Source organism: Halomonas sp. DP8Y7-1, from assembly GCF_019801685.1.
In the GTDB taxonomy this organism is placed as follows: Bacteria; Pseudomonadota; Gammaproteobacteria; order Pseudomonadales; family Halomonadaceae; genus Halomonas; species Halomonas litopenaei_A.
In genome coordinates this window covers 428,091-453,504 of sequence record NZ_JAHVIN010000005.1, presented here as the reverse complement: position 1 = coordinate 453,504, position 25,414 = coordinate 428,091, and the positions used below count along the sequence as shown (strand labels likewise).

The following is a 25,414-nucleotide window of genomic DNA, read 5'->3' as shown; positions in this document are numbered from 1 at the left end:
CCTACCTGTGCGTCATCGGGTAGCGAAACTTGAGAAACTTCTGGGCATTGCTGAGCGCCTGGAAGGCATCCTTCAGGTGATGGCGCTCTTCGCTGGACACGTTTTCGGGCTCGATGTTGTTATCCGGCTGCTGCTCATGCTCGAGATCGATGACCTGATGGCGAATCCGCGACATCGACAGAAACTCCAGCGCGTAGCGCAGCCGGTCACTGACGCCAGGCGCCAGCAGCTGAGTGCGGTCGATGTCATCGAGTCGATCGAAGCTGTTCTGGGCACGGGACCCACAGGCCAGGGCATGGATACGAATCAGATCGACCATGGGAGCGGTGCCCCGGCGCTTCAAGTTGATCGAGTTGTTGTGCTTGCCGTCCTTCTCCATCACAAACGTCCGAAAGAAGCCAAGTGGCGGCGTACGGTTGAGGGCATTGCGCGCCATGGCGGCCAGGAAGCGCTTGTGCTGTGATGCCTTGGTAGCCACCAGGTCCTGCAAGGCTTCCACCAGCGGGTTGTCGCCATGCACGGTATCCAGGTCGAAGAAGATGGAGCTGTGCAACAGCCCCTCCGGCGAGGGCTGCTCGATCCACTGCGTGAAATAGCGCTTCCATACCGCCAAGGGCTGACGCCACTTGGGATTGGTGGCCATCACGTCGCCCTTGCAGTAGGTGTACCCGCAGGCGGCAAGGCCATCACTGACGCGTTTGGCCATGGTGGCGAAGTACTCGTCATGTAGCGCCGGGTCGAAGTCGTCGGAGAGAACCAGGGCGTTATCCTGGTCGGTGACAATGCTCTGCTCGTTGCGCGCCATGGAACCCAGCGCCATGAAGCAGTAAGGAACCGGTGGCGGCCCCAACTCCTCTTCCGCCATTTCCAAAAGGCGCCGGGTAAAGCTGCGACCGATGGTCGACAGCGCCTTGCCCACCATCTGCGAGTCGGCGCCATCATGCACCATCCGCACGAACGCTGCCTGCACGTCGGGGGCCAGCTTGGCCAGACTCTCCACCGATGGCTGGTGAAAGATATTGCTCACCAGATATAGGCTGCTCTGGGTCTCGTAGCGAATGATATCGGACAGATGCACGATGCCCACCGGTGAGCGCCGATGCATGACCGGCAGATGATGGATGTTGTTACGCAACATGCACAGCATCGCTTCCTGCACCGACTCATCGGACTGTATCGCGATCAGCCGACGACCCGCCACCTCCCCTACCGGGGTATCCGGTGACAGCCCCTCGGCGACCACCTTGGTACGAAAATCGCTGTCGGTGAGGATCCCGGTCACTTGCCAGTAGGTGCCCTCGCTGTCCTTGAAGGTATAGCGGGGATTGTCCCCGGGCTTGTCCAGCACCAGCACGGCGGACGCCTGGAAATCGCTGATCTGGCGGGCCGCGTGTTGCACCGTTGCACGGGCCTCCACCATCACGGGATAGCGGGTCAGCAGCTTGCGGATCCGCGTCACCATCATGTCGTTGTTCTTGCGCTGGCTTTCGACCGCCGTCTCGAGCCGGGGGCGATCCACCTCGACAAAGTCAGAGAAGGCTTCATCGGCCTCGCACAGCCGATGGAACATGGCCTCGGGAATGAAGTAGATCAGACTGTCTTCCAGCGCCTTGGCGGGAAAGCGAACTCTGCTGTGGCGCAACAGGCTGAAATGGCCAAAGATATCGCCCTCGCCAAGCAGGTTGTAAAGCTCACCGTTGCGGCGCGAGACCTCCACCGCGCCACTGCGGATGTAGCAGAACTCCTCGTGCACCGCATCGAGCTCGAGAATCGTCGAGCCCGCCTTGAAATAGCTGACCTGTACCTGGCTCGCCACCTCATCCAGCAGCTCATCCGTGAGGCCATCAAAGGGCGGGAAGCGCCCCATGTGCTGGCTGATTTCCAACAGTTCCGCTTCCATGGTGTCCTCCGCGCGGTGCCGGTACAGGCGCGCTACATGCTCGGCGCTCTCATGCAGAAAGGATGCGGGCCATGGCAATGGCTGTAAAGCGTTTGCTCACTCGGCGGGAGGATGCAGCCGTGGGTCCAGGGCGAAGGGCTCGATCACGACGATCTCGACGCCCTCCTGCCCCGTCAGCGGATTCATCACGATAGTGCGACTGGACCGGAGAGGCGTGCAGTCCTCTCACTGGGTGCTAAGAGGCTGGTCACAACAGCATCTCACACAAAAGACCCGCTGACCCGGATAGTCAGCGGGGAGCGTTCACCCAGTTCGCCTGGCGTGATCCCCATGGGCAACCGACCAGGTCGGTGCCATCTCCTGAACGCGCTTCATCATGTCAGGACTTCACGGAATGGCCAGACCCCTGTCATGGAACGTCTCTACCCCGAGCCCACCGCAATACCAGCGTGCGCTGCACACTGGCCAGAGTATGGCGAGTATGGCGGATATAGCGCAGGCAGCGTGAAGCATGACGGATGCCTATCAAGTGTTTCGATCACAGCGTGTTTTCTTCACCGCACTGACATGAATAACTCAGGGCGTGACACGAGCAGAGTTCTCACTTGCAGCACATGCAAGCGGCTCGACATCAAGAACCTGACATAGTTCCCAGCACAGCTCTTACTGCAGCTCCTAACACCGCTTTTATCTACCCAGGACAATTCGTAAGTCTAAAGCGTTACCTCGTCTGGTACAGCGAGCGCTTTCCTCAGGCAGTCCTTAAAAAAACAAGTGAAAAGCCGAAATACGTAAAAAGGTCATTATGGTGAATCATCTCATATACAAGCAGTTCGTGTAGAAACAGAAGCAAATGCCTTTTCCATAGAGGAATGTCAATTTTTCATCCGAAACCGCCATGCATTTTTATTGCAAACAAGAACGCGCTATTAAAAAATATTAATCGACAACACCTCTAGCAGCTCCGCGAAAAAACGCATCGCGTATAAGCGGAAGTTAAATTCCTATCCAGAAGGCATCAGCATGACACCTTTAGAGTTTGCGAAAGAGAACGCCAGATACACCATTGATCTACGTCAGCATTTCCACGAAAACCCAGAACTGAGCCAGCAGGAATTTAAAACGGCAGAGCGTATTTGTCATGAGCTCGACAAATTAAACATCTCCTATGAAAAGGAGGTGTGTGGTACTGGAATACTGGCAACCATTGAAGGTCAACCTGGGGATGTCGTTCTTGGCCTTCGTGCAGACATTGATGCACTGCCAGTCACGGAAGCCTCTGGCGTCTCATTTTCCTCAAAAAACCAAGGGGTGATGCATGCATGCGGCCACGACGGCCATATCGCCATGCTACTGACTGCTGCCAAGTTCCTGTCGGAGAACAGAGACACGTTCAAAGGAACAGCCAAACTTATCTTCCAGCCTGATGAAGAGCTTGAGGGCGCCGCTCAGAAGATCGTGGCCGAAAGAAGCGATTTTTTTGAAGATATGACTGCCATTGCTGGACTACATGTGTGGCCAGATATTCCCGTCGGCACCATCTCTGTCGATAGCGGTCCGCGCATGGCAGAAGCCGACTTCTTCGATATCACAATCGTAGGAAGCAGCGGCCATGGATCCATGCCTCACCAGACCATCGACCCTGTATTGATTTCAGCGCATGTCATTACCAGCCTTCAGAGTATCTGCAGCAGACAGGTTGATCCCTTCCTTCCCACCGTGGTCAGCGTGTGCGCGGTCAATGGCGGAGTCGCTCACAACGCTATTCCCGATACCGTCCACCTCAAGGGCACATGTCGCTACTTCTCCAATGACACGAGAGACACCATAAAGCAGCGTATTGAAACCATCGTGCAGGGTGTTACCTCATCGTTCGGCGCAACCTACGAGATTGAATACCTCTATGGAGCACCATTCGTCGAGAATGACGAACACTTTTCATCGCTGGCACAGCAGTCCGTCATCAATACACTTGGAGCGTCCGCACTTGTCTCAGTCGCGCCCTCCATGGCGGGTGAAGACTTCTCGGAATATCTCCAGAAAGTTCCGGGGTGCTTTGGCTTCATCGGCATCGGAAAAGGTGAGGGACAGTATCCGCTACACCATTCGAAATTCGATATGCAAGAAGCCGGCCTGATCAACGGCGTGGCGTTTCTTGTCGATTATGCTTCTTCTCTCCTCAAGTAAATCCATCTGCAGAGAATACCCATGAACTCAAGGCTATTTAAGTATCTACAGATACTGGCGCTATCATCGGCCGGGGCGACCATCTATCTCATTCCCTACATCAGGTATGTATTCTACGATTACCAGATTGCGGCGATGGATATCAGCAATCAGCAAATTGGCCTACTGACCACTATCTATACGGTGGGCACCACCCTGCTGATGATCCCTGGGGGTATTCTGGCAGATAAGAGCTCCACCAAGCGCTGTATTATTTTATCGCTACTCTCGACGTCAATACTGACCTTCATCTACGCCTTCAACATGGGCTATGGCATCAGTCTGGCCATCTGGTTCCTGCTATCGTTCTCTACCGTGTTTGTTTTCTGGGGTGCCCTCATGAAAACGATTCGCCTGATCGGGGGAGAAAAAGAACAAGGGTTCATGTATGGACTTTACTACATGGGCAACGGACTCTTCGGCGCGGCCATCAATGGCATTGCTGTGTGGGTACTAGGCTTCTCGGACGACATGTCGCAGCAATTCTTCTACGTTGTCATGATTTACGGCATCAGTACCACGATTGCAGCAGCCGTCGTCTGGTTCCTCATCAAGGAGGATCGCGAGGCGTCCCGCAACCTTGTTACCAATAACTTTGATAGCTCGCAGATCGTGGTCCTGCTCAAGAGCCCAGTGCTCTGGATCTTCTCGGTCATTATCTTTGCCGCCTTCATGATTTTCTCCAGCAACGTCTACTTTACGCCTTATCTGACCGACATCTATGGGGTCTCTCCTGAGCAGTCTGGCATTCTTACCATCTTCAGAACCTACGTATTCTATATACTCGCTCCCGTCAGTGGTCTTATCGCCGACAAGGTGTTCAAGTCGACCAGCCGCTGGTTCGTGGTACTTTTCGCGATCCTTGCCCTGCTCTACACCGGCGTGATCTACATGCCAGAAAATGCCAGTTCGACCATGGTCAGCCTCTATTCCCTGCTGCCAGGCATCTTCAGCTTGTCGCTCTACGGCATCGTGTTCTCCATCGCCAGTGAAACCAAGATCCCGGCATCTCTGATGGCTACCGCTGCAGGCATTGCTTCGGTGATTGGGTTCTCTCCCGACCTGTTCTCAGCGACGCTTTTCGGCCACTGGCTAGATCTGGACAAGGCGCTTGGCTACCACAATATCTTCCTCACCCTGGCCTTGGTCAGCGTCCTGGGAATGATTGCGTCATTCACCATCAGCGCCAGAGCAAGAAAGCTGGCCCTCCAGGTCAGCCACTGACGTAAGGCTGCCCCCAAAACGAAGACGCCCCCTCCGGCGGAAAGCCGGAGGGGGCGTCTCTATGGACAGTCACCTATCAGGACTGCGCCATCTCCTGAACGCGCTTCATCATGTCAGGATTCTGCTGAATGGCCTGGCCGATGGCATTGAACTTCTCCACCTCGAGCCCGCTTTGCTGTACGGCCTCGACCATCTTCTGGTTGGCCTCGGTGCGCACATCCTGCTGGGCCTGCTGGTCCTCGGCCTCTTGCAGGCGCTGGGTGTAATCCTGAGAAATCGTGGCGATCTCCTTGGACGCATCGGCAAACTTCTGCAGTTCGGCGTCAGAGAAGTTCTGTGCCTGTACTGCTGCTTCCACGTCGGCGCTGGACGATGCCTGTGCGCTGGCGTCTTGAGCGTGGGCCGTGGCGCTCATCAGACCGGCGGAGAGCAGTGCGGCAGTAATCAGGGCAGTGAATCGTTGCATGAAGTCCTCCAGGAGGTCATTGAGAATTCGTCAATCGCTCGCCCATTGTGACGACACACGTTCGCATCGGTTCCCCACGATCGTGTTACGGAATGCAAGCCAGCTGTCTCCAGCGAGCGACATCAGCGTGAAGAGCTGACCCCATGGTACGCCAACGGTGCGTCAGGTGAAGTGCAGAATAGCGGACACTTCTCGCGGTTTCTGTCACTACGTGGTGGGGGCAGCGACTCAGCCGTGCCGGCGCGGATGTGCCGACACTCGCGCCTGCGGCTAGCAAGCCAAGCACTGTCTCCCCTGCCACCGGATGCTCCGGCGACAGGGGAGAAGCGTTGGCCTAGCCGGCGCTATCCGTAAGCCAGGTTGGGTAGCCAGGTCACCAGCGCCGGGAACAGGATGACCAGCAACAGCCCCAAGGCCTGCAGAGCCAGGAACGGGAAGGATGAGCGGAAAATCTGCCCCATGGTGATATGGGGAGGACACACGCCCTTGATGTAGAACAGCGCATAGCCAAAGGGAGGACTCAGAAATGACATCTGCATGTTGACCAGATAGATGACCCCGAACCACAGCGACACATCGGCGGGATCTACGCCAGGCAGCCCCAGCACCCCGGTAAAGTCGAGCCCCTTGATCAGCGGCACGAAGATTGGCACCGCCAACAGCAGGATACCGACCCAATCCAGGAACATGCCCAGCGCCACCAGCAACACCATCATCAACGCCAGTACCGCGTAAGGACCGAGCCCAGCGCCGGCGATCAGGTCCTGCACGAAGGTCTGGCCCCCCTGCAGGATGTAGAAGCCAACAAAGATGCTGGCGCCGAAGATGATCCACATCACCATCGCCGTGGCCACCAAAGTCGTCATGCAGGCGGCGTGCAGATTGGGCCAGGTCAGGCGCTTATGCAGTGCCGCCACCAGCAAGGCACCGAAGGTTCCGATACCGGCCGCTTCCACCGGCGTGGCGACGCCGGTGAAGATGATCCCGAGTACCAACATCACCAGCGCGATGGGCGCCAGCATATTGCGCAACAGCCTCAGCTTCTCGGCGCTGGACACGCGATCTTCCACCGGCATCGGCGGTGCCACCTTGATGTTCAAGGTACCCCGCATCCAGCAATAGAAGGCGTACATGCCCGCCAGCAGGAGACCAGGAATCAGCGAGCCGAGATAGAGCTCGCCTACGGACTGCTGGGCGATGACGCCGTAGATGATCGCCAGGATCGAGGGAGGGATCAGAATGCCCAGGGTGCCGCCGGCCATGATCGAGCCCAGCGCTATCTCGGGCTGATAGTTGCGCTTGAGCATCGCCGGCAAGGCGATCAGCCCCATCGTCACAACGGCGGCGCCTATCACACCGACCATGGCGGCCAGCAAGGTGGAGGCAATGATGGTGGCGATGGCCAGCCCGGCCTTGAGGCCCCCCATCCACTTGTAGACCACATCGAACAGCTCTTCGATGATGCCCGCTTTCTCCAGTACCGCCGCCATGAAGATAAACAGCGGGATGGCCGACAGCTGGTAATTGGTCATCATCGGGAAGATCCGCGATGGCATCAGGTTCAGCATGTGCTGATCGCCCACCAGATACAGGAAGACGACACCGAGCCCACCGGTGACGAAGGCCAGCGGCAACCCGGCCACCAGGACCACCATCAAGGTGCCGAACATCAGTAACGTCAGCTCGCCGATGCCGACGGTGGCCAGGGCATTCTCCAGGCTCATCGCCAGGCTTTCATAGTCGGTCAGAGCGATGTTGACCACTTCATACAGCGTGTAGGCACCCAGCAGCAGAGCCAGCCCCACCAGTACGGCAGCAAAGGTCCGGCTACCGGCGTGGCTCTGGCGGTGATGGGCGTAGGACTGCATATCGCGAATCAGCTGCGCGATGCCCTGCAGCAGCAACAGCAATGCCCCCAGGAACAGCATGAACTTGACCGGATAATACTGTACGGCCCATTCGGTGAAGGACACCTCATTGGCGTAACTGTCTCCAAACCACCAGACATCACTGACCGACTGTGAGAAGAAGCGCCACCCGGTGGTCAGTAGCGCCAGGGTGAAGATAAAGAAGAAAATCGAGGTGACCAGGTCCAGCGCTGCCTTGTTGAGCGGCGCCGCCCGCTGGTAGAGGATATCGACTCGTACATGCCCACCTTCACGCAGGGCGAAGGCGCCCGCCAGCAGGTATTGCATGCCGAACATCAGGGTCATCGACTCATGCGCCCAGTTGGTCGGCGAGTTGAAGGCATAGCGCATCAGCACTTCGTAGGTGAAGACAAAGGGGGCGATCAGCGACCAGTAAGCCACATAGCGACCGGCGAACCCCGAGATGCGGTCGATACCCGCCGTCAGCGCATTTCCCGGCGGCACATAGTCAGCCTGCTCCGACGACACAGGCGTCTCGGCCGTATCACTGCCGCTGACCTGACCGCCGCGGCGAAAACTTCTGTCCACCAACAGCATCACGACCAGCGGCAACCCCGCCAACACCGACCAGTACAGCCAGTGAGGCAGAACGAAATCGATCTGAAGATTCATTGACGCTCCTCCGCAGGCCGCCGGCTTACTGCAGGCGACCACGGACCATTCATCGAAGCCGATCGGGCAGTCCCGGGCGGCACGTCAGTCATTCAAAGGTACTCGCGACGCTGGCGCCCCAGCGTCGCGATTGTCCTCAAGCGTTGAGCTCGAAATCCTTGATGTCTTCTTCGGTGATCAGGGCCACCGCCGGGTCGAGCATGGTGTTGAGGTGGGCGCGGAACAGCTTCGCCGCATCCGGATCCTTGTTGGCCCATTCGAACCACAGCGGGATCGCGGCATCGCGGAAGCGGTCGGCATCCTCTTCTGACAGGTGGATGATCTCGACACCCTTCTCGCGATACTTCGGCCAGGCCTCGGCGTTGGCCTTCTGGATGGCGGCGTAGTGCTCGCGGGAGTAGGCAGCGACCAGGTCGTGCATCAGGTCCTTGGTCTGATCGGACATGCGCTCGTAGACGCGGCGGTTGACCGCGATGTCCATGAGGTCGACCGCCTGGTGCAGACAGGGCGTCGAAGGCGGGCCCATGATGATGTAGTCGGTCACCTGCCAGAAGCCCAGCTCGAAGTTGACCGCCGCACCGGTGTAATCCGCCGCATCAATCGTCCCCTTCTCGAGGGCAGGATAGACCTCTGAGCCAGGCAGCAGCGTGGTACGGGCGCCGATCTTGGCGAAGGTTTCGGCGACGATGCCACCGGGCATGCGGATCTTGACCCCAGCGAAGTCGTCGAAGCTTCTCAACGGCACCTTGGAGTGAATCAGGTTGAGGTCGTGGTGCACGTAGCCCAGCAGTTCCTGACCCTGTTTGCGGTAAAGATCCTTGGCAATACCGAAGCCGCCGTAGGCGCCGAACATCATGTCCCACTGGTGAGGCACGGACAGGCCCATGGGGTAGGCCGTCAGAAACACCCCAGCCGGCATCTTTCCTGGCCAGTAGACGGTGAACCAGTTCTGTCCATCGAGCACCCCATTGCGAACCGCATCGGCTACCTCGAAGGCGCCGGCGACGGCGCCGGCAGGAAAGGGCTCGATCGTCACTTCACCACTGGTGGCCTCGGCCACACCGTTAGCCCATTGTTCGAAGATGCGATAGCCGGTCGTCCCTGGCTGCCAGGACGATTGCATGCGGATGCGAATGCCCTGCTGAGCCTGCACATTGCCGACCCAGGGAGCCGCCACCGCAGCGGCAGAGCCCACCGCCGCAGCCTTGAGGAAGCGGCGGCGATCCGGCGTCACAGGACTGGCAGCGGCCGCATGGGTATCGAGAGGTGTCGTAGACATGCCAGGCTGATCTTGCCGGGACTTGTCGATCGGAGACATGGCAAAACTCCAGGTGGATCGGCACGCCGAGGGTCGGCGGTGCCAGGTGCGTTGTTGTTGTCGATCCATGGCGTCAGCATTGACTACCGCAGGCGTTCCCGGATGGGACCCAGGCCCTGCACGCGTCCATGCGCAGACATCCGCCACCTGACTGCAGGTATTTCCCCAGCGATGCGGCATCAGAGCTTGGGTGATGTGCGGCTCGAGCTGCTGCGCAGCCATATGCCGGCTCACCGCTTTGCTCCTAAAGCCCTGATGGAACGGAGCCCTGATTCACTAGAGCACACACCTGTCGCGGGACGGCTGTCGTCGAAAAAAAGCTAGCGAAAAGCACTAATACGGCCAACGCAGTGTTTCAACGCAAGTGCCTTCTCCGATTGGTCTGACCAGTGCCCATAGAGGCAAAAAAACCCGTAAAAACAACCCAAATCATGGTCTGACCAATCATCTGGCGACGTCTCGACCTACGACCAAAGCACGACAGCGACGGGACATCGGCAGCTCCAGCCCGGCCGTCTTTTCAGGCATCATGGGCTCTGCTTTCACGGCTCGCACCTCTGGGCCCTGGCTTATCGCAAAGGAGCCTCTCCATGGAACGGATCCTGTCTTCTCGGCAGTCGCCGGTATTGCTGCCCTTACTGACCACTGCATCCACCACTTCATGCGCCACTGAATTCGCCACCGTCGCGGCCACCGTCGCCGCCACCACAGCGCCTGACGTGTGCTCCGAGACGCACCCATGAGCAGCACGAAGACGCTGCCTGGCGGACTGACAGCAGCCATGCCGTTGGTCTTCGTACTGCTGTGGAGTACCGGCTTCATCGGTGCCAAATTCGGCCTGCCCTACGCCGAGCCCTTCACCTTTCTAACCATCCGCTTCATCGCCACCCTGGCGCTGCTGGTGCCGATTGTGTTGCTCACTCGATCGGCATGGCCACGGGGGCTGCGTCTGTGGGGGCACGTCGCCGTATCGGGGTGCCTCGTCCATGGGGCCTATCTAGGCGGCGTGTTCTATGCCATCAGTCTGGGTATGCCGGCGGGGCTAGCCTCTTTACTGGTGGGCCTGCAGCCGCTGCTGACGGCGGCACTGGCGGGCCCATTGCTTGGCGAGAGGCTCACACCGGTGCAATGGCTGGGGCTCGTGATGGGGCTGGCAGGCGTCAGCCTGGTGCTGGGCGGCAAGATGGACCTGTCGGCCCTGTCCTTCGACGGGTTCGGCTGGCCTGCGCTGGCCTGTACGCTGGTCGCGCTGCTGGGTATCGCGCTGGGAACGCTGTACCAGAAGCGCTTTTGCACCGGCATGCCTCTGCTCGGGGGCAGCGTGGTGCAATATCTGGGCGCGCTGGCGCTGCTCGGTGGGGGTTGCCTGCTGCTGGAAAGCCGCGAGGTCGAGTGGACACTGACCTTTGTCCTGACCCTTGGCTGGCTGGTGCTGGTGCTGTCGATCGCGGCCATTCTGCTGTTGATGCTGCTGATCAAGCGCGGAGAAGCTTCCCGGGTCGCCAGCCTGTTCTACCTGGTTCCGCCGGTGACCGCGGTCGAGGCCTGGTGGCTCTTCGATGAAGGCCTGCCGGCGCTATCCCTGGCCGGCATGGTCATCGCCATCGCCGGGGTGGCGCTGACGATCCGTGCCAAGCGCGGCAGGTGATGCGCCGGCACCGGGCGCATCAGTCCACCTTCACCTGTCGGAAGCGAGCATTGATCACACAGTAGGTGCCGTAATTGAGCAGTCCTCCTGCCACCGCGGCCAACCACCATGGGCCAAAGGGCTGGGCGGCCAGAGCATCCAAGGCCCCACCCAGCCCCTCGGCCTGGCCTGGGTCGGCCTGCCAGGCAGCAGCCAGCAGAAAGCCTCCGATCAGTGCGAAAACCACGCCGCGAGCGGCCAGGCCCCAGCGGCTGAGCCCTGACGCGAGGTCTTTCTGGCGCTTGCTCATGTCCTGTCGTCGCCAGCGCTCCAGGTAGCTGGCGGTCAACGCACGCCAAGACTGGCGCACGCCAACACCGATAAAGATCAGGCCCAGTGCGGCTACCAGCCAGAGACCGCCAGGGTGGGACATCAGCATCGCTGTTCGCTCCTCGGCCCCTCCCGTGGTCTCGTGAGGATCATCCAGCAGCTCAAGCCCGTACCAGCCTAGACTGGCGTAGATGAGTCCGCTGATCACCAGCGCCGCCCGTGTGCCCAGGGCCTTCAGACTACGGCCACGATTCTCCACATCGAACAGTCCCTGCAAGCCACGCCAGGCGGCATAGGCATAGAGACCCGCCACCAGTGCCGCCAGCATCAGCGAGCCAAACGGTTGCCGCGCCAGATGAGCCAGGGCTTCCTTGGTGCCGACATTGTCACCGCCCAGTCCCACCGCCCCCAGCGCGGCCAGGATTCCGATCAGCAGATAGACAACGCCCTTGGCGGTATAGCCAAGTCGCGCCAGGATGACGATCCATCTACGCCGATGACGTAGAGGCGCAGGTAGAGAGGGCATGACAGCTCCAGACACTCAAGACCCCTCTATCCTCCGCAAAAAATCTCGTTTCAGCAAAAACGATTGGCAGCGCAGCCTCCCCCAGCGTCTGGAATCGTCCTGATTCGGCCTGTTATTGGCAAACTTGGCCATCACCGCCCTGACGTTCTGGCGATGAGCCGCTAGCCCAGCCGATTCAGGGCATGGGCGGCAATGGCCGTATCCTGCACGCCCGTCCCGGTGAGGTCACACACGGTAATGGTGGCATCGGACAGGCGCAGACGATCCCCACGCGCAATGACCTGGCCCAGTTCATGCACCTTGAACGGCACCTCACGTCCATGAAACGCCTTCAGCTCGCCGTTGGACTCGCTCTGGGCGCGGGTGTCACAGACAAAGGCGTCGGCACGCGTCAGTACGCTTTCGGCCAACTCCCGCTTATCCGAACTGTCCGACCCCATGGCGGTCACATGCACCCCTTCGGGCAGGTCGGCGGCCTCCAGAATCGGTGCCTGGGAAGGCGTGGTAGTGACGATGATGTCGGCCATCGCGCAGGCCTCACGCACACTGCCATGGACGTTCACGGTAAGCCCCGCCCCACGCATGGTCTCGGCGTACTCCTCGGCAGCCGACCCACGCCGAGACCATACATCGACGATCTCGATGTCACGTACCAGCCGCAGTGCCTCGACCTGCCGGATGGCCTGCTCCCCGGCTCCCAACACGGTGACCCGGCGACTGGAGTCACGGGACAGGTACTTGGCAGCGATGGCGCCCGCCAAGGCGGTGCGCACCATCGTCAGATAGCCCTCATCGAACAGCACCGCATCGACCAGACCGGTGCGGGCCGAGAACACCATCATCAGACCATTCAGGCTCGGCAGGCCTATCTTGGGGTTGTCGAAGAACCCCGGGCTGACCTTGATCGCAAAGCGGTCGTGACCACGAATATGGGCGGTCTTGACGTCCACCTCGCCATTGGCCTCCTCAATGGCCATGGACAGGATCGGCGGCTGCACCACCTCGCCTCGCCCCAGCGCGGCGAAGCCCTCTTCGACGGCTGTCAGGGCGTGATGGTCGATAGCGACAGCCTGACGAATCTGTTCGCGGTTGAAGAGCTGCATGCATGGCTCCTTGTCATGGATAGGACACCTGTCACCTGTCGGTGCCCTGTGAAGAAAGTCCTGAGGCGGACGCTGGATCCAGCCTTGGTCTCAAGTGCGGGCCTCAAGTGCGCGCCTCAAGTGCGCGCCTCAAGTGCGCGCCTCAGCCGCGAGGGCCATCGGCCGCACACCGGCGCGCCTGGTCAAGGGTATCCAGCGAAACGCCATTGCCGGAAAGTACCAGCACAACGCGCTCTCCGCGAACGTCCAGATGGCCCTGCGCCATGGCCGCCAAACCGACAGCGGCGGCCCCTTCGACCAGGATCTTGTCGTGCTCGAGCAGGTCCACCATGGCCTGGGCGATAGCGCGCTCCGACACTTGGCAATGGTCGTCCATCACCTGTTTGACCAGCTCGAAGGTGCAGCGATTGTCCAAGCCGATACCGCCACCCAGGGAGTCTCCCAGGCTCTCGACCTCGTCCACCTCTACCGGATAGCCCGCCGTGAGGCTGGCATGCATGGCGGCCCCCTCGGCCAGGCTGACACCGCTGACGCTGGCAGCAGGACGCACGCCCTTGATAGCGGCCCCAATGCCTCCCAGCAGTCCTCCACCGGACAGCCCCACGATCACTCGGTCAAGCTCGGGCAGGTCTTCCAGCAGCTCGATCCCGATGGTGCCCTGACCCGCCGCGATAAGGGGGGCATCAAAGGGAGGGATCAGCGTCATGCCCTCTTGCTCCACCAAGCGCGCCACCTCCATGAAGGCCTCATCCTGGCTGGCTCCCACCTGTCGAACCTGGGCGCCCAGGGCCTCGATAGCGGCGACCTTGTTAGCCGGCACCAATCGCGACAGGCAGATCACGGCGGGTACCCCGAGACGCGACGCCGCATAGGCGACCGCACGCCCATGGTTGCCGGTGGAGGCAGTGGTCACGCCACGTGCCAGGGCATCGCGTCCATCTCGCTCCAGCAGCGCGGCGATCATGTTGGTGGCACCGCGCAGCTTGAACGCGCCGGTGGGCTGCAAGGTTTCGAGCTTGAGATACACCTCAGCGTCAAAGCGTTCGGACAGCGGTCGCGACAACACCAGCGGTGTACGTGTCACCTGGCCGGCAATCCGGTGTCGGGCCTTGAAGATCTCGTCCAGGCTCACGCCATGGGCAGAGCACGTGGAGGCTTGCATGGCTGTCTCCTTTTATGGCGCGCGACGAAGGCGACCGTCCTCCAGCGCCCCCGCCGCCGCGTAAAAACCGACAGGGGCCGCCTCCCTCAAGGAGACGACCCCATGTCACACACCGCAGATCAGCGCTGACGTCAGGCGGTCTGCAGAACGCCTTCCTTGACCAGCTGATCGGTGACCTTGTTCACGGCACGCTCGGCACGGGCGACAATTTCATCGACCTCGGCGCGGGTAGTGGTCAGCGGCGGCGCAAACCCGAGGATGTCACCCTGCGGCATGGCACGAGCAATCAGGTTCTCCTCGAGCGCCGCGGCGGCGATCCGTGGGCCCACCTTGTGGCTCGCGTCGAAGGCCTGGCGGGATTCAGGATCCACGGCAAATTCCAGTGCCGCCAGCATGCCCACCCCACGGGCCTCACCGACGATGGGATGATCGCCGAACACCGCCTGCATGCGGCTCTGCAGGTAGGCGCCGGTATCACGCGCGTTGCCGGTCAGGTTCTCACGCTCGATGATCGCCAGGTTGGCCAGAGCTGCAGCACACCCCAGAGCGTGGCCGGAATAGGTCCAACCGTGACCGATCGGGCCCAGCTCGCTGGTACCTTGCTCAAGCACTTGCCACACGCGATCCCCCACGATCACTCCGGACAAGGGCTGATAGGCACTGGTCAGGCCCTTGGCGATGGTGATCAGGTCGGGCTTGATGCCATAGGCGTGGCTGCCGAAATCGGCGCCGATACGGCCAAAGCCACAGACCACTTCATCGGCGATCAGCAGGATGTCGTACTTCGCCAGCACCGCCTGGATGGCGTCCCAGTATCCTTCGGGCGGAGGCACGATGCCGCCGGTGCCGAGCACCGGCTCACCAATGAAGGCCGCCACGGTGTCGGGACCTTCCGCCAGAATCATCTCCTCGAGCTTCTCGGCACAATAGGCGGAGAACTCGCGCTCGCTCATGCCGGCCTGCTCGGCACTGCGCTGGTAGTAATGGGGTGCCTCGGTGTGCAGCACTCCGGCCATGGGCAGGTCGAACTGATCATGGAACGCCTTCAGACCGGTCAGCGAGCCGGTGGCCAGGCCGGAGCCGTGATAGCCACGCTGGCGCGAGATGACCTTCTTCTTCTGCGGGCGGCCCAGAACGTTGTTGTAGTAGCGCACCAGCTTCAGCTGGGTCTCGTTGGCATCGCTGCCGCCCAGGCCATAGTAGACCTTGGACATGCCGGGACCCGCCAGCTTCAGAATCTGCTCGGACAGGGCGATCTGAGGCTCATTGGAGTGACCAACGTAGGTGTGATAGTAGGACATCTCCAGCGCCTGCTGGTAAATGGCCTCGGCGACTTCGGTGCGGCCATAGCCGATGTTGACGCAGTAGAGCCCGGCAAAACCGTCGATGAATTCGCGGCCGTCCTTGTCGACGATGTGAATGCCCTTGCCGCCGGTGATGACGCGGCCAGGCGCGTCGCCATGGGCGAAGTCACGCAGGTGCGTCGAGGCGTGAAAGGTGACCTTGCGGTCGCGATCGATCAGGTCCTGATGGGTGCTCATGTGGTTTCCTTGTTTCTTGCCCGTAGCGCTTCACGCTCTCGCCGAGAGAACGGATCAGCGGTTTCGTCATCAATGTCGGCCCGTACCTGCTAAGGGCCGACCGTCCTGCCGCGGTCATGTCGTCCATCACCGCAGGCTGTCATCTAGCTGCCAGAGACCGAGCCCAGTGCGCCGAGGCAGTAGTACTTGGTTTCCAGATATTCATCGATACCGGTGGCGCCACCTTCGCGTCCCAGGCCCGACTGCTTGACGCCCCCAAACGGCACGGGAGGACCGGTCATCTTGACCGAGTTCACCGACACCATGCCGAACTCCAGGGCGCGCAGCAGTTTCCAGATCCGCCTGATGTCATGGGTGTAGACATAGGCGGCCAGGCCGTACTCGGTGTCATTGGCCAGAGCGATCACCTCATCGTCATCGCGGTAAGCCGTCACGCCCGCCACCGGAGCAAAACACTCCTGACGCCATACTTTCATGTCCTGGGTCACGCCTGTGAGCAGCACCGGCATGAAGAAGTTCTCTCCCGGAGCATCCGTCTGATCCCCGGCGACCAGGGTGGCACCGCGGGAGACGGCGTCGTCCACGGTGGCACGGGCGTTTTCCACCGCCCGGCGGTGAATCAGCGGCCCCAGGTCCACTTCGCTGAGCATCCCGTCGCCCACGGTCAAGGCGGCCATACGCTCGCTAAAGTGCGCCACGAAGGCGTCGTGGATCGACTCGTGAACCAGGATCCGGTTGGCCGCCAGGCAGTCCTGCCCCGCGGTCTGGAACTTGGCCGCCACGGCGGCCAGGGCCGCTTCCTTGGGGTCCATGTCCGGGCCCACGATGAAGGGCGCGTTACCGCCGAGCTCCATCGACACCCGCTTGACCGTCGGCGCGGATTGCTCCAGCAACAGCCGCCCCACACGGGTGGAGCCGGTGAAGGACACCGCCTTGACCCGGTCCTCGGCGCACAGCAGCGATGACACCTGGGCGGCATCCCCCAGCACCACATTGAAGATGCCCGCCGGGATTCCGGCACGCTCGGCCAGCTCCGCCAGGGCCAACGCAGAGAACGGCGTCTCGTTGGCCGGCTTGACGATCACCGGGCACCCCGCCGCCATGGCTGCTGCTGCCTTGCGGGTGATCATCGCCAGCGGAAAATTCCATGGCGTGATCAGCAGCGCAATGCCGACCGGCTCCTTGATCGTCCCCAGCGCCGCGTTGGGAATGTGGCTGGGAATCGTCTCGCCGTAGGTTCGCTTGCCCTCCTCGGCGAACCAGCGCACGAAGCTTGCCCCGTACTCCACTTCTCCACGCGCATCGGGCAGCGGCTTGCCCTGCTCGAGCGTCATGATCGTCGCCAGATCTTCGCGATGCTGCTGCAGCAAGTCGTACCACGCCAGCAGACGTTCACAGCGCTCGTCGGCGCGCAGGGCTCGCCACTGGGCGAAGGCCTCGTCGGCCACGTCCACACTACGACGGATCTGGGCCGGCTCGAGCAGCGGGATATGACCGATCACCTCACCATTGGCGGGGTTGATCACCGCTTCTTCGCGGCCTTCATCACCGTGGGTCCACTTGCCACCGATGTAGGCATACTGACGAAACAGACGCGGATCGCTGAGCTTCATGACGCTACCTCCCTAGTCGGTTCCGTCGTCTCATCAGGGGGACGGAACACCTGTATCAATGCCATGGCAGGCGCCACGCAATGACGTCATGGTAAGGGAGATACCAGGGACGGACTTTTTGAAGCCGCCGCTGGAAGATGGCATTTTTTTTGTCCCGACTCGCTACATCGAGGTTTTTTCTGCCATGCAGGTTTGTGCAAACCGATGACCCAGGCAGGCCCCTGACGAGGCCCGGCTCGAGCCTCAAGTAGCGCTGCTGTTCAGGGCATCGATATCGACCCCCTGGCGCGGCGCCTTGACCTGCTTGGTCACGATGTAGGTGAAATAGCGCTCGATCCCGATGTCCGACGTCAGCCAGTCATCGATCAATCGCTGATAGGCGTCGATGGTCTCGGTCTCGACCTTGATCAAGTAGTCGACCCCTCCACCGACGGCCACACATTCCGTCACCTCGTCGGTCGCATGAACCAAGGCCTCGAACCGCTGGAAGCTCTCGGCGTTATGGGCCTTGAGCTCGATCTGCACCCATACGGGGGTGCGCCGAACCAATGCGGCGGCATTGATTCTGGCGCAATAGCCTTCGATGACGCCGGCCTTCTCCAGACGCCTCACCCGCTCCCAGCAGGGGCTGACCGAGAGGTTGATGGCTTCGGCCAGCCGCGACTTGGTGATGCGCCCGTCCTGGGACAGGATGGACAGTATCTTGAGATCGTAACGGTCAAGTTTCATGACTCGCCCAGGGATTCCACCACTTCCGCGATCACCGCAATGGTGTCCCCCATGTTGACCTGTGCCGGAAAGCGACGGGCCGCCAGGATGCCATCGCGTTCGGCCCGATACTCGATGGGCTTGGCACCGCTGCGCGTCATGTCATACACCCTTGCAATCACATCACCGCGTTGAACGCTGTCGCCGAGGGCGTGGGTCAGTTCGAGTAGCCCGGTGTGTTCACTCTGCACGTAGCAGCTGGCATCCGGCATATCGAGATAGACCTGGGTCTCGGGCATCGCTACCTCACCCTGCTTCAAGCCGAAGTGAATCAAGATATTGTCGATGCCGCGCTCGGTGATGGCGAGGCTCTCGGGGGTCGAGGTGCCACCGCCACCCAGCTCGGTCGCGATGAAGACCTTGCCCTGACTTTCCACCACCGTATCGAACAGGGCCGCTGCATCGAGTTCGAACATCATCATGGCGTAAGGAGCGCCAAAGGCCTTGGCGCCTTCCAGCGCCTGACGCTGCTGCTCGGGGTTGTCGAGCACATGGGATGCACCAAACGGAATGATATCGAGGGTGCGGCCGCCAGAATGCAGGTCCAGCACGATATCGGCCATCGGCACCATTTCGCGAGTGAAATAGTCGGCGATCTTTTCCGTGACGCTGCCGTCGGGGTCTCCCGGAAAGCTGCGATTGAGGTTCCCGCCATCCATCGGTGAGGTGCGTCGTCCTACCTGGGCTGCTGGCGTGTTCATCATCGGTACGATGATCACCCTCCCCTGCACCTCTTCCGGCTTGAGCGATACCGAGAGTTTCTGCAGCGCCGTAATGCCCTCGTACTCATCACCATGGTTGCCACCGGTCAACAGCGCCGTGGGACCCTCGCCATTGGCCACCACCGTCACCGGAATCATCACCGCTCCCCAGGCCGACTCGTCGTTGGAAATCGGCAGTTTGAGAAAACCGTGCTGAACGCCCTGGGCGTCGAAATCGACGGTCGCGGAAATCGGGCTCTTGCGCTTGCTCATGGGAACTCCAGAACAGAATCTGCGGAAAGCATGTCGATGCCGTCATGGGCACCGGATTATGGTGAGATCGCATCCGGCGCTGTGGTCCTGTCATGGCAACGGGACAGCAGCGCCGCAGCGGCCAGGGGAAACGCCTACTTGACGAATAGCTGACGCGGGAAGTCGGCCAGGGGCTCGGCCCCGTTTTCGGTGATCAGGATGCTTTCGGTAATCTCAAGCCCCCAGTCATCCATCCACATGCCCGGCATGAAGTGGAAGGTCATGCCCGGTTCGAGGATGGTGTCGTCAGACGGGCGCAGGCTCATGGTACGCTCGCCCCAGTCCGGGGGATAGCTGATACCGATGGGGTATCCGCAGCGGGCGCCCCCCCGGTCAAAGCCGTACTTGTCCATCGCCGCGCCGAGCGCCAGAGCAATATCGGCGGTACGATTGCCCGGCTTGGCCACCGCAAGACCGTTTTCGATACCTTCCAGCAAGGCCGACTCACCGCGCACGAACTCCTTGGGCGGCTTGCCCAGAAACACCGTGCGCGACAGCGGGCAGTGGTAGCGCTTGTAGCAGCCGGCAATCTCGAAAAAGGTGCCTTCCCCCTCGCGGAAGGGAGTGTCGTCCCAGGTCAGGTGCGGTGCCGCGGCATCACTGCCCGTCGGCAGCAGCGGGACGATGGCCGGATAGTCACCGCCATAGACCTGACCGGTGCTGTCGGTCCAGCCTTCAATGCCGACACGATAGATTTCCGACACCAGCTTGGACTTGGCCAGCCCCGGCTCGATCATCTCGAGGATGCGCGAGTGCATGCCCTCGACGATACGCGCCGCCACCCGCATGTACTCGATCTCACGCGGAGACTTGATCGCTCGGCACCAGTTGACCAGTGCATTGGCATCCTGAAAACGCGCGTGGGGCAGTTCCTTGACCAGACTCTGATAGGCCTTGGCGGAGAAGTAGTAATTGTCCATCTCCATGCCGACCACCCCTTCACACCATGCCCGGTCAGGCATGATCGACTGCGCCAGATACTCCATGGGGTGCATGTCGGGGTTCTGGACGTAATAGTCGGGGTAATAGGTGATGTTGTCCGGATCCATCCAGCAGGTGCGCAGCGCACCGTTGCTGTCCTGACGCCGGCCGTACCACACGGGCTCGCCCTCGAGCCCCAGCAAGACGCACTGATGTACGTAAAAGGACCAGCCATCGTAGCCCGTCAGCCAGGCCATGTTGGACGGGTCGCTGACGATCAGCACATCGATGCCTCGCATCGCCATCTCGGCACGCACCTTCTGCAGGCGCTGAGCGTATTCCTCACGAGTGAACGGCAGGGATACCTGAATCATGAAACCACTCGCCAAACAATGTCATCACCGAAAACCGGGCAACTAGAGGCCCGGCGCGCCCTTGCAGATGCCTTGAACGAACCGGCGTCAACCGCTGCCGAAGATGGGCCTGGGGCCTCGCCGCTTTCGTTCAATGTCTGCTTGATGCGGCATTGCTTCCCCTGTAGCGTGCGGAGGAAAGAATTGTCATGACAATCGTCATGAAGCGTCATGACAATGACTGATCAATGCCGTCTTGCTGATACTAGCACTACGTATAAGCTCCCGGTCAAAGGCTTTATTGCATCATGACAATTGATCTACTCGGCCAACTCGCTGCCCTGATCGATGGGCTTCCCGACGACGGCCAGCCAAAGTACCTGGCCATTGCTCGGGCGCTGTCCCGAGGCATACGCTCTGGTGAGCTTATGCCGGGCACTCGCTTGCCGCCCCACCGAAGATTGGCAGAGCACATTGGCGTCAGCGTACAAACGGTATCTCGCGCCTATGCACAGGCCGAAAAAATGGGCCTGGTCCAGGCCAGGGTCGGCAGCGGCACCTGGATCAATGCGCTGGACGACAATCGCGAGTCCGCCTATCTGCGCGCAGGTGAGCCCCGCTCGGAACAGGCATTGATTGACCTGTCGATTGCTCATCCGGTGTGTCCTCCCGCCCATCATCAGCGCTTTCGTGACAGCCTGCGGGAACTGGCTGACACGGCGCATCCTGACGTGTTTGCCGCGTGCCGCCCGATTGCTGGACTCCCTCATCAACGCGAGCTGGCCAGCTGGTGGCTGAACGAGCGGCTGGGGATGCCTGGCGAGCCGGACGACCGCATCCTCACCAACGGTGGCGCTCACGGCATCATGCTGGCCATTTCCAGCGTGGTGCAACACGGTGATCTGGTGCTGACCGAAGCCCTCACCGACCATGGACTGATCGCCCTGTCGCGAACACTTGGCTTCCAGCTGAGAGGCGTCGCCATCGATGGTCAGGGCATGGTGCCGGAGGCACTGGATGCCGCCTGTCGCCGCTTCAAGCCTCGCGCCGTGTGCCTGACATCAAGCCAGCTCAACCCTACCGGAGCGACTCAGGGCGAGGCCCGTCGGGACGACATTGCCGCGATCCTCGAGCGGCATGGGGTCTGGCTGATCGAAGATGACGTTCACGCGTTGCTTGAGCCCCAACCCCTGGCCCCGGTCAGCGCGCGCATCCCCACCCAAGGGTTTCATGTCACCAGCCTGACCAAGGCCACCATGCCGGGACTGCGCGCAGGATATCTGACCGTACCGCGCAGCCAGCTTCACCATACGCTGCCACGCCTGCGCGCGACCTCCTGGATGGCCACGCCACTGTGCTTTGAAGTGGCCAATGCTTGGCTGGAGGACGGCAGCGTGGATCAGATGGCGGCTCATCAACGGGATCTGCTGGCCGAACGCCAGCGCTTGGCCGCCCGCCTGCTGGCGGAGCATGGCCGCGCCTCTCGCCCCACCAGCCTGCATGTGTGGCTATCGCTACCGGGAAGCTGGCGCGCGGAGGAACTGCAGCAACTGGCCGAACAGGAAGGCGTGGCGATCACCACGGCCACGCCCTTCATGGTAGAGCAGACTCCGGCCCCGCGACGGGTGCGTCTGAGCCTTGGCGCCGAGCCGGATATCGAGCGCCTGGAGGAAGGCCTCAGGCGCCTGGCGCAGCTGCTGGATGACGCCCCGCCACCCATGATGCAGATTGTCTACTAGACCCGACCTACCGCCCGCAGAGGACTGTCCATGAAAGTTATCGTACATACCGACCAGGCAGACCAGTGGCAGCGCGCATTGAGCGAACGGCTACCCGGCGCGACCATCTGGAAGAGCCAAGACACGGATCGACAGCAGCGCGCCGAGGCCGACTACCTGGCCGCCTGGAAACCGGATGAGACGCTGATGCGGGAGTGCTCCGGCCTCAAGGGCATCATCAACCTGGGGGCTGGGGTCGATGCCTTGCTGAATAACCCGGCCCTGCCCCGAGATGTCCCGATCGTCAAGCTGCGCGATGCGGGCATGGGCGAGTTGATTGCCGACTACACCCGCTATGGCCTGCTGCATTTCCAACGGGATTTCGATCGCTATCAGCGCCAGCAGCAGCAGGCCCAGTGGCGAGAACACGCCGTCATCGACAAGCAGGAGTGGACGGTCGGCGTACTGGGATTGGGGGCCATCGGCGCCAAGGTCGCCGCCACCATCGCCGCCGACGGCTACCCGGTGCTTGGCTGGAGTCGATCGCCCAAGTCGCTGGAAGATATCGAGTGCCTGCACGGAGACGCTGGACTGGAGCAGGCGCTGCAACGCTCACGCACCCTGGTGCTGCTTCTGCCAGATACCCCTGCGACTCACCACATCATCAACCAGCGCAGCCTGGCGCTACTGCCCCAGGGTGCCAGCCTGATCAACCCCGGTCGCGGCACCTTGATTGACGAGGCAGCGCTACTGCAGGCATTGGGCCCGGCCGATGACGATCAGGAGGGTCGTCTGCGCGGGGCGCTGCTCGACGCCTTCCCGGTGGAACCCTTGCCGTCCTCCAGCCCGCTGTGGCACCACCCGAGGGTTCTGGTGACGCCTCACATGGCTGGCCCTACCCCGCTCAACGAGGCCCTCGACCAGGTCGCCGCAAGCATCGAGGCGCTTAGCCAGGGCAAGGAGATCGAGACCGTGGACCCCGAAGCAGGCTATTGATAGCAGCGCTCATCGTGGCCTGGAATCGCTGACACACCCTTGCGAACCAGCAAAAAAAGGGCACCTCATGGAGGTGCCCTTCTGCTGTCGTTGATCAACGATCTTGCATCACGTCCCTGCTCAGCTGTCACCGCCGATCTTGTCCTGGGTGCGCGTGTCGAAGTCACTGGCATCGTGCCGTTCGTGCAGCTGCTCGGCAGGCTCGCCGAAGGTGCGATTGACCATGCGCCCACGCTTGACGGCGGGGCGGGCATCGATGGCCTTGGCCCAGCGCAGCACGTGGGTGTACTCGTGCACCGACAGAAACTCGGCGGCATCGTACAGCCGGCCCAGGACCAGCTGGCCGTACCAGGCAAACGTCGCCATGTCGGCGATGCTGTAGCTGTCACCCGCCAGGAATTCATGGTCGGCCAGGTGGCGATCCAGCACATCCAGCTGGCGCTTGGTTTCCATGGTGAAGCGATTGATCGGATACTCGTACTTCTCAGGCGCGTAGGCGTAGAAATGCCCGAAGCCTCCGCCCAGATATGGCGCGGACCCCATCTGCCAGAACAGCCAGTTCATGGCCTCGGTCCGGGACTTGTGGTCAGTGGGCAGAAAGGCGCCAAATTTCTCCGCCAGATACACCAGGATTGACCCCGACTCAAACACCCGCGTCGCTGGCTGAGTGCTGTGGTCCACCAATGCCGGGATCTTCGAGTTCGGGTTGATCTCCACGAAACCGCTGGAGAACTGGTCGCCATCGCCGATGCGGATCAACCAGGCATCGTATTCCGCCTGGTCATGGCCCAGCGCCAACAACTCCTCCAGCATGATATTGACCTTCACGCCATTGGGCGTCGCCAGGGAGTAGAGCTGCAGCGGGTGTTTTCCGACCGGTAGCTCCTTGTCGTGGGTCGGTCCGGCGATCGGCCGGTTGATGCTGGCAAATTGACCGCCACTTTCGCCTTCCCACTTCCATACTTTCGGCGGCTGGTACTGTGTGTCGTTGCTCATGATGTTCCTTCACGTGATGTGGGCATCATCCCGCTCAGACCGGGATCCGCTGTCGTCATGTTCGTCGGCAAATCGAGTCGGGTGGCAACGGCGCCACCCTCCTCGCCGCAACATGACCCGACAGCTGACTCAGTGCCGATGTTCCCGCCTAGCTTACAGCTCCTGACGGGTCGGGCGCAGCACCAGCTCATTGACGTCCACGTCGGCCGGCTGCTCCACCGCAAAGGCAATCGCGCGAGCCACCGCGTCAGCGTCGATGGCCAGGGTGTAAAGCTCATTGACCCCCTTGGCCGTATCATCATCGCTGATCGATTGGGTCAATTCAGTGTCAATGGCCCCAGGGGAGATGTTGGTGGCCCGGATCTCGCCACCGGACTCCTGACGCAGCCCTTCGGTCAACGCCTTGACCGCGAACTTGGTCGCGCAGTAGACCGCAGCGGCCGGGAATACCACATGGCCCGCCACGGAGGACAGGTTGATGACGTGGCCCTCGTGCTGTTCACGCATGGTGGGTAGAACGGCGGCAATGCCGTAGAGCACGCCCTTGATGTTGACGTCCACCATCTGGTCCCACTCGTCTACCTTGAGCTTGTCCAGCGGCGACAGCGGCATCAGGCCAGCATTGTTGACCAGCACATCGATCCGCCCGAACTCGTCACGCGCCAGCTGTGCCAGGGCCTCTACCTGCTCACGATCGGTCACGTCGGTCACCCGGTAGACGGCTTGCCCACCTTCGGCCTTGATCTCCTCGCACAGGCGCTTGAGGCGGTCGTCGCGGCGAGCCCCCAGCACGAGCCTGGCGCCACCCTTGGCCAGACGCTTGGCTGTCGCCTCGCCCAGACCGCTGCTGGCACCGGTGATAATGACAACCTTGTCCTGGATGCCGTCGGTACTTACGTTCTTGATATCCATGCTGATCTCCATTATCGATCCGTGAAGACATCGACGCTCGGTAACAACACCCGTCGCCCCATGTCATGCACGAAGCACGCCCGTCTGGGGTCGCTCCGCGAAGGCCTCAGAGCGTCACCGAATGCGTCATTGAGACTGTCGTTGAGAATGTCATCTAGCGT

At 61.2% G+C, this 25,414-nt stretch carries 20 protein-coding genes; 6 read left to right on the top strand and 14 right to left on the bottom strand.

The window, feature by feature from the left end; translation table 11 throughout:
- Window position 1: 1 nt before the first annotated feature.
- Window positions 2–1,900, bottom strand: coding sequence for a DUF294 nucleotidyltransferase-like domain-containing protein (locus tag KUV41_RS07330; RefSeq protein ID WP_206939691.1), 1,899 nt, complete (start codon window positions 1,898–1,900; stop codon window positions 2–4).
- Window positions 1,901–2,923: 1,023 nt separating this feature from the next.
- On the opposite strand from KUV41_RS07330, the gene KUV41_RS07325 reads away from it, so the two are divergent.
- Entirely contained in the window at window positions 2,924–4,087 is a 1,164-nt protein-coding gene (locus tag KUV41_RS07325) for a M20 family metallopeptidase (protein ID WP_206939693.1), read from the top strand.
- Between the two features lie 21 nt (window positions 4,088–4,108).
- Window positions 4,109–5,350: an MFS transporter gene (locus KUV41_RS07320; RefSeq protein WP_206939695.1), complete on the top strand. Its 1,242-nt coding sequence runs from the start codon at window positions 4,109–4,111 to the stop codon at window positions 5,348–5,350.
- 76 nt (window positions 5,351–5,426) lie between these two features.
- On the opposite strand, the gene KUV41_RS07315 is transcribed toward KUV41_RS07320, so the two are convergent.
- The 3 genes from KUV41_RS07315 to dctP form a co-directional block, all read right to left on the bottom strand.
- Complete coding sequence (locus KUV41_RS07315) at window positions 5,427–5,816, bottom strand: DUF4168 domain-containing protein (RefSeq protein ID WP_206939697.1); 390 nt, start codon at window positions 5,814–5,816, stop codon at window positions 5,427–5,429.
- Between the two features lie 344 nt (window positions 5,817–6,160).
- Window positions 6,161–8,356, bottom strand: coding sequence for a TRAP transporter large permease subunit (locus tag KUV41_RS07310; RefSeq protein ID WP_206939699.1), 2,196 nt, complete (start codon window positions 8,354–8,356; stop codon window positions 6,161–6,163).
- Between the two features lie 136 nt (window positions 8,357–8,492).
- Window positions 8,493–9,674 carry a TRAP transporter substrate-binding protein DctP gene (dctP, locus tag KUV41_RS07305; protein WP_224908082.1) on the bottom strand — a complete coding sequence of 394 codons (1,182 nt, stop codon included), beginning with the start codon at window positions 9,672–9,674 and terminating at the stop codon, window positions 8,493–8,495.
- A 590-nt stretch (window positions 9,675–10,264) separates the two neighbouring features.
- Between dctP and KUV41_RS07300 the strand changes: the two genes are divergently transcribed.
- Both KUV41_RS07300 and KUV41_RS07295 read left to right on the top strand, forming a co-directional pair.
- A complete protein-coding gene (locus tag KUV41_RS07300; protein WP_222485300.1) occupies window positions 10,265–10,417 on the top strand; it encodes a hypothetical protein in 153 nt (50 codons plus the stop codon).
- Entirely contained in the window at window positions 10,414–11,322 is a 909-nt protein-coding gene (locus KUV41_RS07295) for a DMT family transporter (protein WP_206939703.1), read from the top strand. The genes KUV41_RS07300 and KUV41_RS07295 overlap by 4 nt, the downstream gene beginning before the upstream one ends.
- Before the next feature lie 19 nt (window positions 11,323–11,341).
- Here KUV41_RS07295 and KUV41_RS07290 read toward each other — a convergent pair whose 3' ends face one another.
- From KUV41_RS07290 to doeA, 8 genes are all read right to left on the bottom strand, one after another.
- Window positions 11,342–12,157, bottom strand: coding sequence for a DUF1206 domain-containing protein (locus tag KUV41_RS07290; protein ID WP_206939705.1), 816 nt, complete (start codon window positions 12,155–12,157; stop codon window positions 11,342–11,344).
- Window positions 12,158–12,318: 161 nt separating this feature from the next.
- Window positions 12,319–13,260 carry a cyclodeaminase gene (locus tag KUV41_RS07285; RefSeq protein WP_222485298.1) on the bottom strand — a complete coding sequence of 314 codons (942 nt, stop codon included), beginning with the start codon at window positions 13,258–13,260 and terminating at the stop codon, window positions 12,319–12,321.
- A gap of 142 nt (window positions 13,261–13,402) precedes the next feature.
- Complete coding sequence (gene eutB, locus KUV41_RS07280; protein ID WP_222485296.1) at window positions 13,403–14,422, bottom strand: hydroxyectoine utilization dehydratase EutB; 1,020 nt, start codon at window positions 14,420–14,422, stop codon at window positions 13,403–13,405.
- 131 nt (window positions 14,423–14,553) lie between these two features.
- Window positions 14,554–15,963: an aminotransferase gene (locus tag KUV41_RS07275; RefSeq protein ID WP_206939709.1), complete on the bottom strand. Its 1,410-nt coding sequence runs from the start codon at window positions 15,961–15,963 to the stop codon at window positions 14,554–14,556.
- 143 nt (window positions 15,964–16,106) lie between these two features.
- Window positions 16,107–17,576: an NAD-dependent succinate-semialdehyde dehydrogenase gene (locus KUV41_RS07270; protein WP_206939711.1), complete on the bottom strand. Its 1,470-nt coding sequence runs from the start codon at window positions 17,574–17,576 to the stop codon at window positions 16,107–16,109.
- Between the two features lie 243 nt (window positions 17,577–17,819).
- Window positions 17,820–18,305 carry an Lrp/AsnC family transcriptional regulator gene (locus KUV41_RS07265; protein ID WP_222483530.1) on the bottom strand — a complete coding sequence of 162 codons (486 nt, stop codon included), beginning with the start codon at window positions 18,303–18,305 and terminating at the stop codon, window positions 17,820–17,822.
- Window positions 18,302–19,318, bottom strand: coding sequence for a N(2)-acetyl-L-2,4-diaminobutanoate deacetylase DoeB (gene doeB, locus KUV41_RS07260; RefSeq protein WP_206939723.1), 1,017 nt, complete (start codon window positions 19,316–19,318; stop codon window positions 18,302–18,304). The genes KUV41_RS07265 and doeB overlap by 4 nt, the downstream gene beginning before the upstream one ends.
- A gap of 134 nt (window positions 19,319–19,452) precedes the next feature.
- On the bottom strand, window positions 19,453–20,652 hold the full coding sequence (gene doeA / locus KUV41_RS07255; RefSeq protein ID WP_222161751.1) for an ectoine hydrolase DoeA: 1,200 nt from the start codon (window positions 20,650–20,652) through the stop codon (window positions 19,453–19,455).
- A gap of 287 nt (window positions 20,653–20,939) precedes the next feature.
- On the opposite strand from doeA, the gene KUV41_RS07250 reads away from it, so the two are divergent.
- Both KUV41_RS07250 and KUV41_RS07245 read left to right on the top strand, forming a co-directional pair.
- Window positions 20,940–22,370, top strand: a complete 1,431-nt coding sequence (locus KUV41_RS07250; protein ID WP_206939737.1) for a PLP-dependent aminotransferase family protein — start codon at window positions 20,940–20,942, stop codon at window positions 22,368–22,370.
- 30 nt (window positions 22,371–22,400) lie between these two features.
- Window positions 22,401–23,345 (top strand): 2-hydroxyacid dehydrogenase, encoded by a 945-nt coding sequence (locus KUV41_RS07245; RefSeq protein WP_222485294.1) that lies wholly within the window; start codon window positions 22,401–22,403, stop codon window positions 23,343–23,345.
- A gap of 120 nt (window positions 23,346–23,465) precedes the next feature.
- Here KUV41_RS07245 and yghU read toward each other — a convergent pair whose 3' ends face one another.
- Together yghU and KUV41_RS07235 are read right to left on the bottom strand one after the other, a co-directional pair.
- A complete protein-coding gene (gene yghU / locus KUV41_RS07240) occupies window positions 23,466–24,341 on the bottom strand; it encodes a glutathione-dependent disulfide-bond oxidoreductase (protein WP_222485292.1) in 876 nt (291 codons plus the stop codon).
- 153 nt (window positions 24,342–24,494) lie between these two features.
- Window positions 24,495–25,253: an SDR family oxidoreductase gene (locus KUV41_RS07235; RefSeq protein WP_206939743.1), complete on the bottom strand. Its 759-nt coding sequence runs from the start codon at window positions 25,251–25,253 to the stop codon at window positions 24,495–24,497.
- Window positions 25,254–25,414 lie beyond the last annotated feature (161 nt).

What these genes read in the sequence shown, in the direction of transcription:
- KUV41_RS07245 (WP_222485294.1), top strand. Translation starts at nt 22,401, where the DNA reads ATGAAAGTTATCGTACATACCGACCAGGCAGACCAGTGGCAGCGCGCA.
- KUV41_RS07290 (WP_206939705.1), bottom strand. Translation starts at nt 12,157, where the DNA reads ATGCCCTCTCTACCTGCGCCTCTACGTCATCGGCGTAGATGGATCGTC.
- KUV41_RS07265 (WP_222483530.1), bottom strand. Translation starts at nt 18,305, where the DNA reads ATGAAACTTGACCGTTACGATCTCAAGATACTGTCCATCCTGTCCCAG.
- eutB (WP_222485296.1), bottom strand. Translation starts at nt 14,422, where the DNA reads ATGCAAGCCTCCACGTGCTCTGCCCATGGCGTGAGCCTGGACGAGATC.
- dctP (WP_224908082.1), bottom strand. Translation starts at nt 9,674, where the DNA reads ATGTCTCCGATCGACAAGTCCCGGCAAGATCAGCCTGGCATGTCTACG.
- KUV41_RS07325 (WP_206939693.1), top strand. Translation starts at nt 2,924, where the DNA reads ATGACACCTTTAGAGTTTGCGAAAGAGAACGCCAGATACACCATTGAT.
- KUV41_RS07330 (WP_206939691.1), bottom strand. Translation starts at nt 1,900, where the DNA reads ATGGAAGCGGAACTGTTGGAAATCAGCCAGCACATGGGGCGCTTCCCG.
- KUV41_RS07275 (WP_206939709.1), bottom strand. Translation starts at nt 15,963, where the DNA reads ATGAGCACCCATCAGGACCTGATCGATCGCGACCGCAAGGTCACCTTT.
- KUV41_RS07295 (WP_206939703.1), top strand. Translation starts at nt 10,414, where the DNA reads ATGAGCAGCACGAAGACGCTGCCTGGCGGACTGACAGCAGCCATGCCG.
- KUV41_RS07320 (WP_206939695.1), top strand. Translation starts at nt 4,109, where the DNA reads ATGAACTCAAGGCTATTTAAGTATCTACAGATACTGGCGCTATCATCG.
- KUV41_RS07250 (WP_206939737.1), top strand. Translation starts at nt 20,940, where the DNA reads ATGACAATTGATCTACTCGGCCAACTCGCTGCCCTGATCGATGGGCTT.
- KUV41_RS07285 (WP_222485298.1), bottom strand. Translation starts at nt 13,260, where the DNA reads ATGCAGCTCTTCAACCGCGAACAGATTCGTCAGGCTGTCGCTATCGAC.
- KUV41_RS07235 (WP_206939743.1), bottom strand. Translation starts at nt 25,253, where the DNA reads ATGGATATCAAGAACGTAAGTACCGACGGCATCCAGGACAAGGTTGTC.
- KUV41_RS07310 (WP_206939699.1), bottom strand. Translation starts at nt 8,356, where the DNA reads ATGAATCTTCAGATCGATTTCGTTCTGCCTCACTGGCTGTACTGGTCG.
- doeB (WP_206939723.1), bottom strand. Translation starts at nt 19,318, where the DNA reads ATGAGCAAGCGCAAGAGCCCGATTTCCGCGACCGTCGATTTCGACGCC.
- KUV41_RS07315 (WP_206939697.1), bottom strand. Translation starts at nt 5,816, where the DNA reads ATGCAACGATTCACTGCCCTGATTACTGCCGCACTGCTCTCCGCCGGT.
- KUV41_RS07300 (WP_222485300.1), top strand. Translation starts at nt 10,265, where the DNA reads ATGGAACGGATCCTGTCTTCTCGGCAGTCGCCGGTATTGCTGCCCTTA.
- doeA (WP_222161751.1), bottom strand. Translation starts at nt 20,652, where the DNA reads ATGATTCAGGTATCCCTGCCGTTCACTCGTGAGGAATACGCTCAGCGC.
- yghU (WP_222485292.1), bottom strand. Translation starts at nt 24,341, where the DNA reads ATGAGCAACGACACACAGTACCAGCCGCCGAAAGTATGGAAGTGGGAA.
- KUV41_RS07270 (WP_206939711.1), bottom strand. Translation starts at nt 17,576, where the DNA reads ATGAAGCTCAGCGATCCGCGTCTGTTTCGTCAGTATGCCTACATCGGT.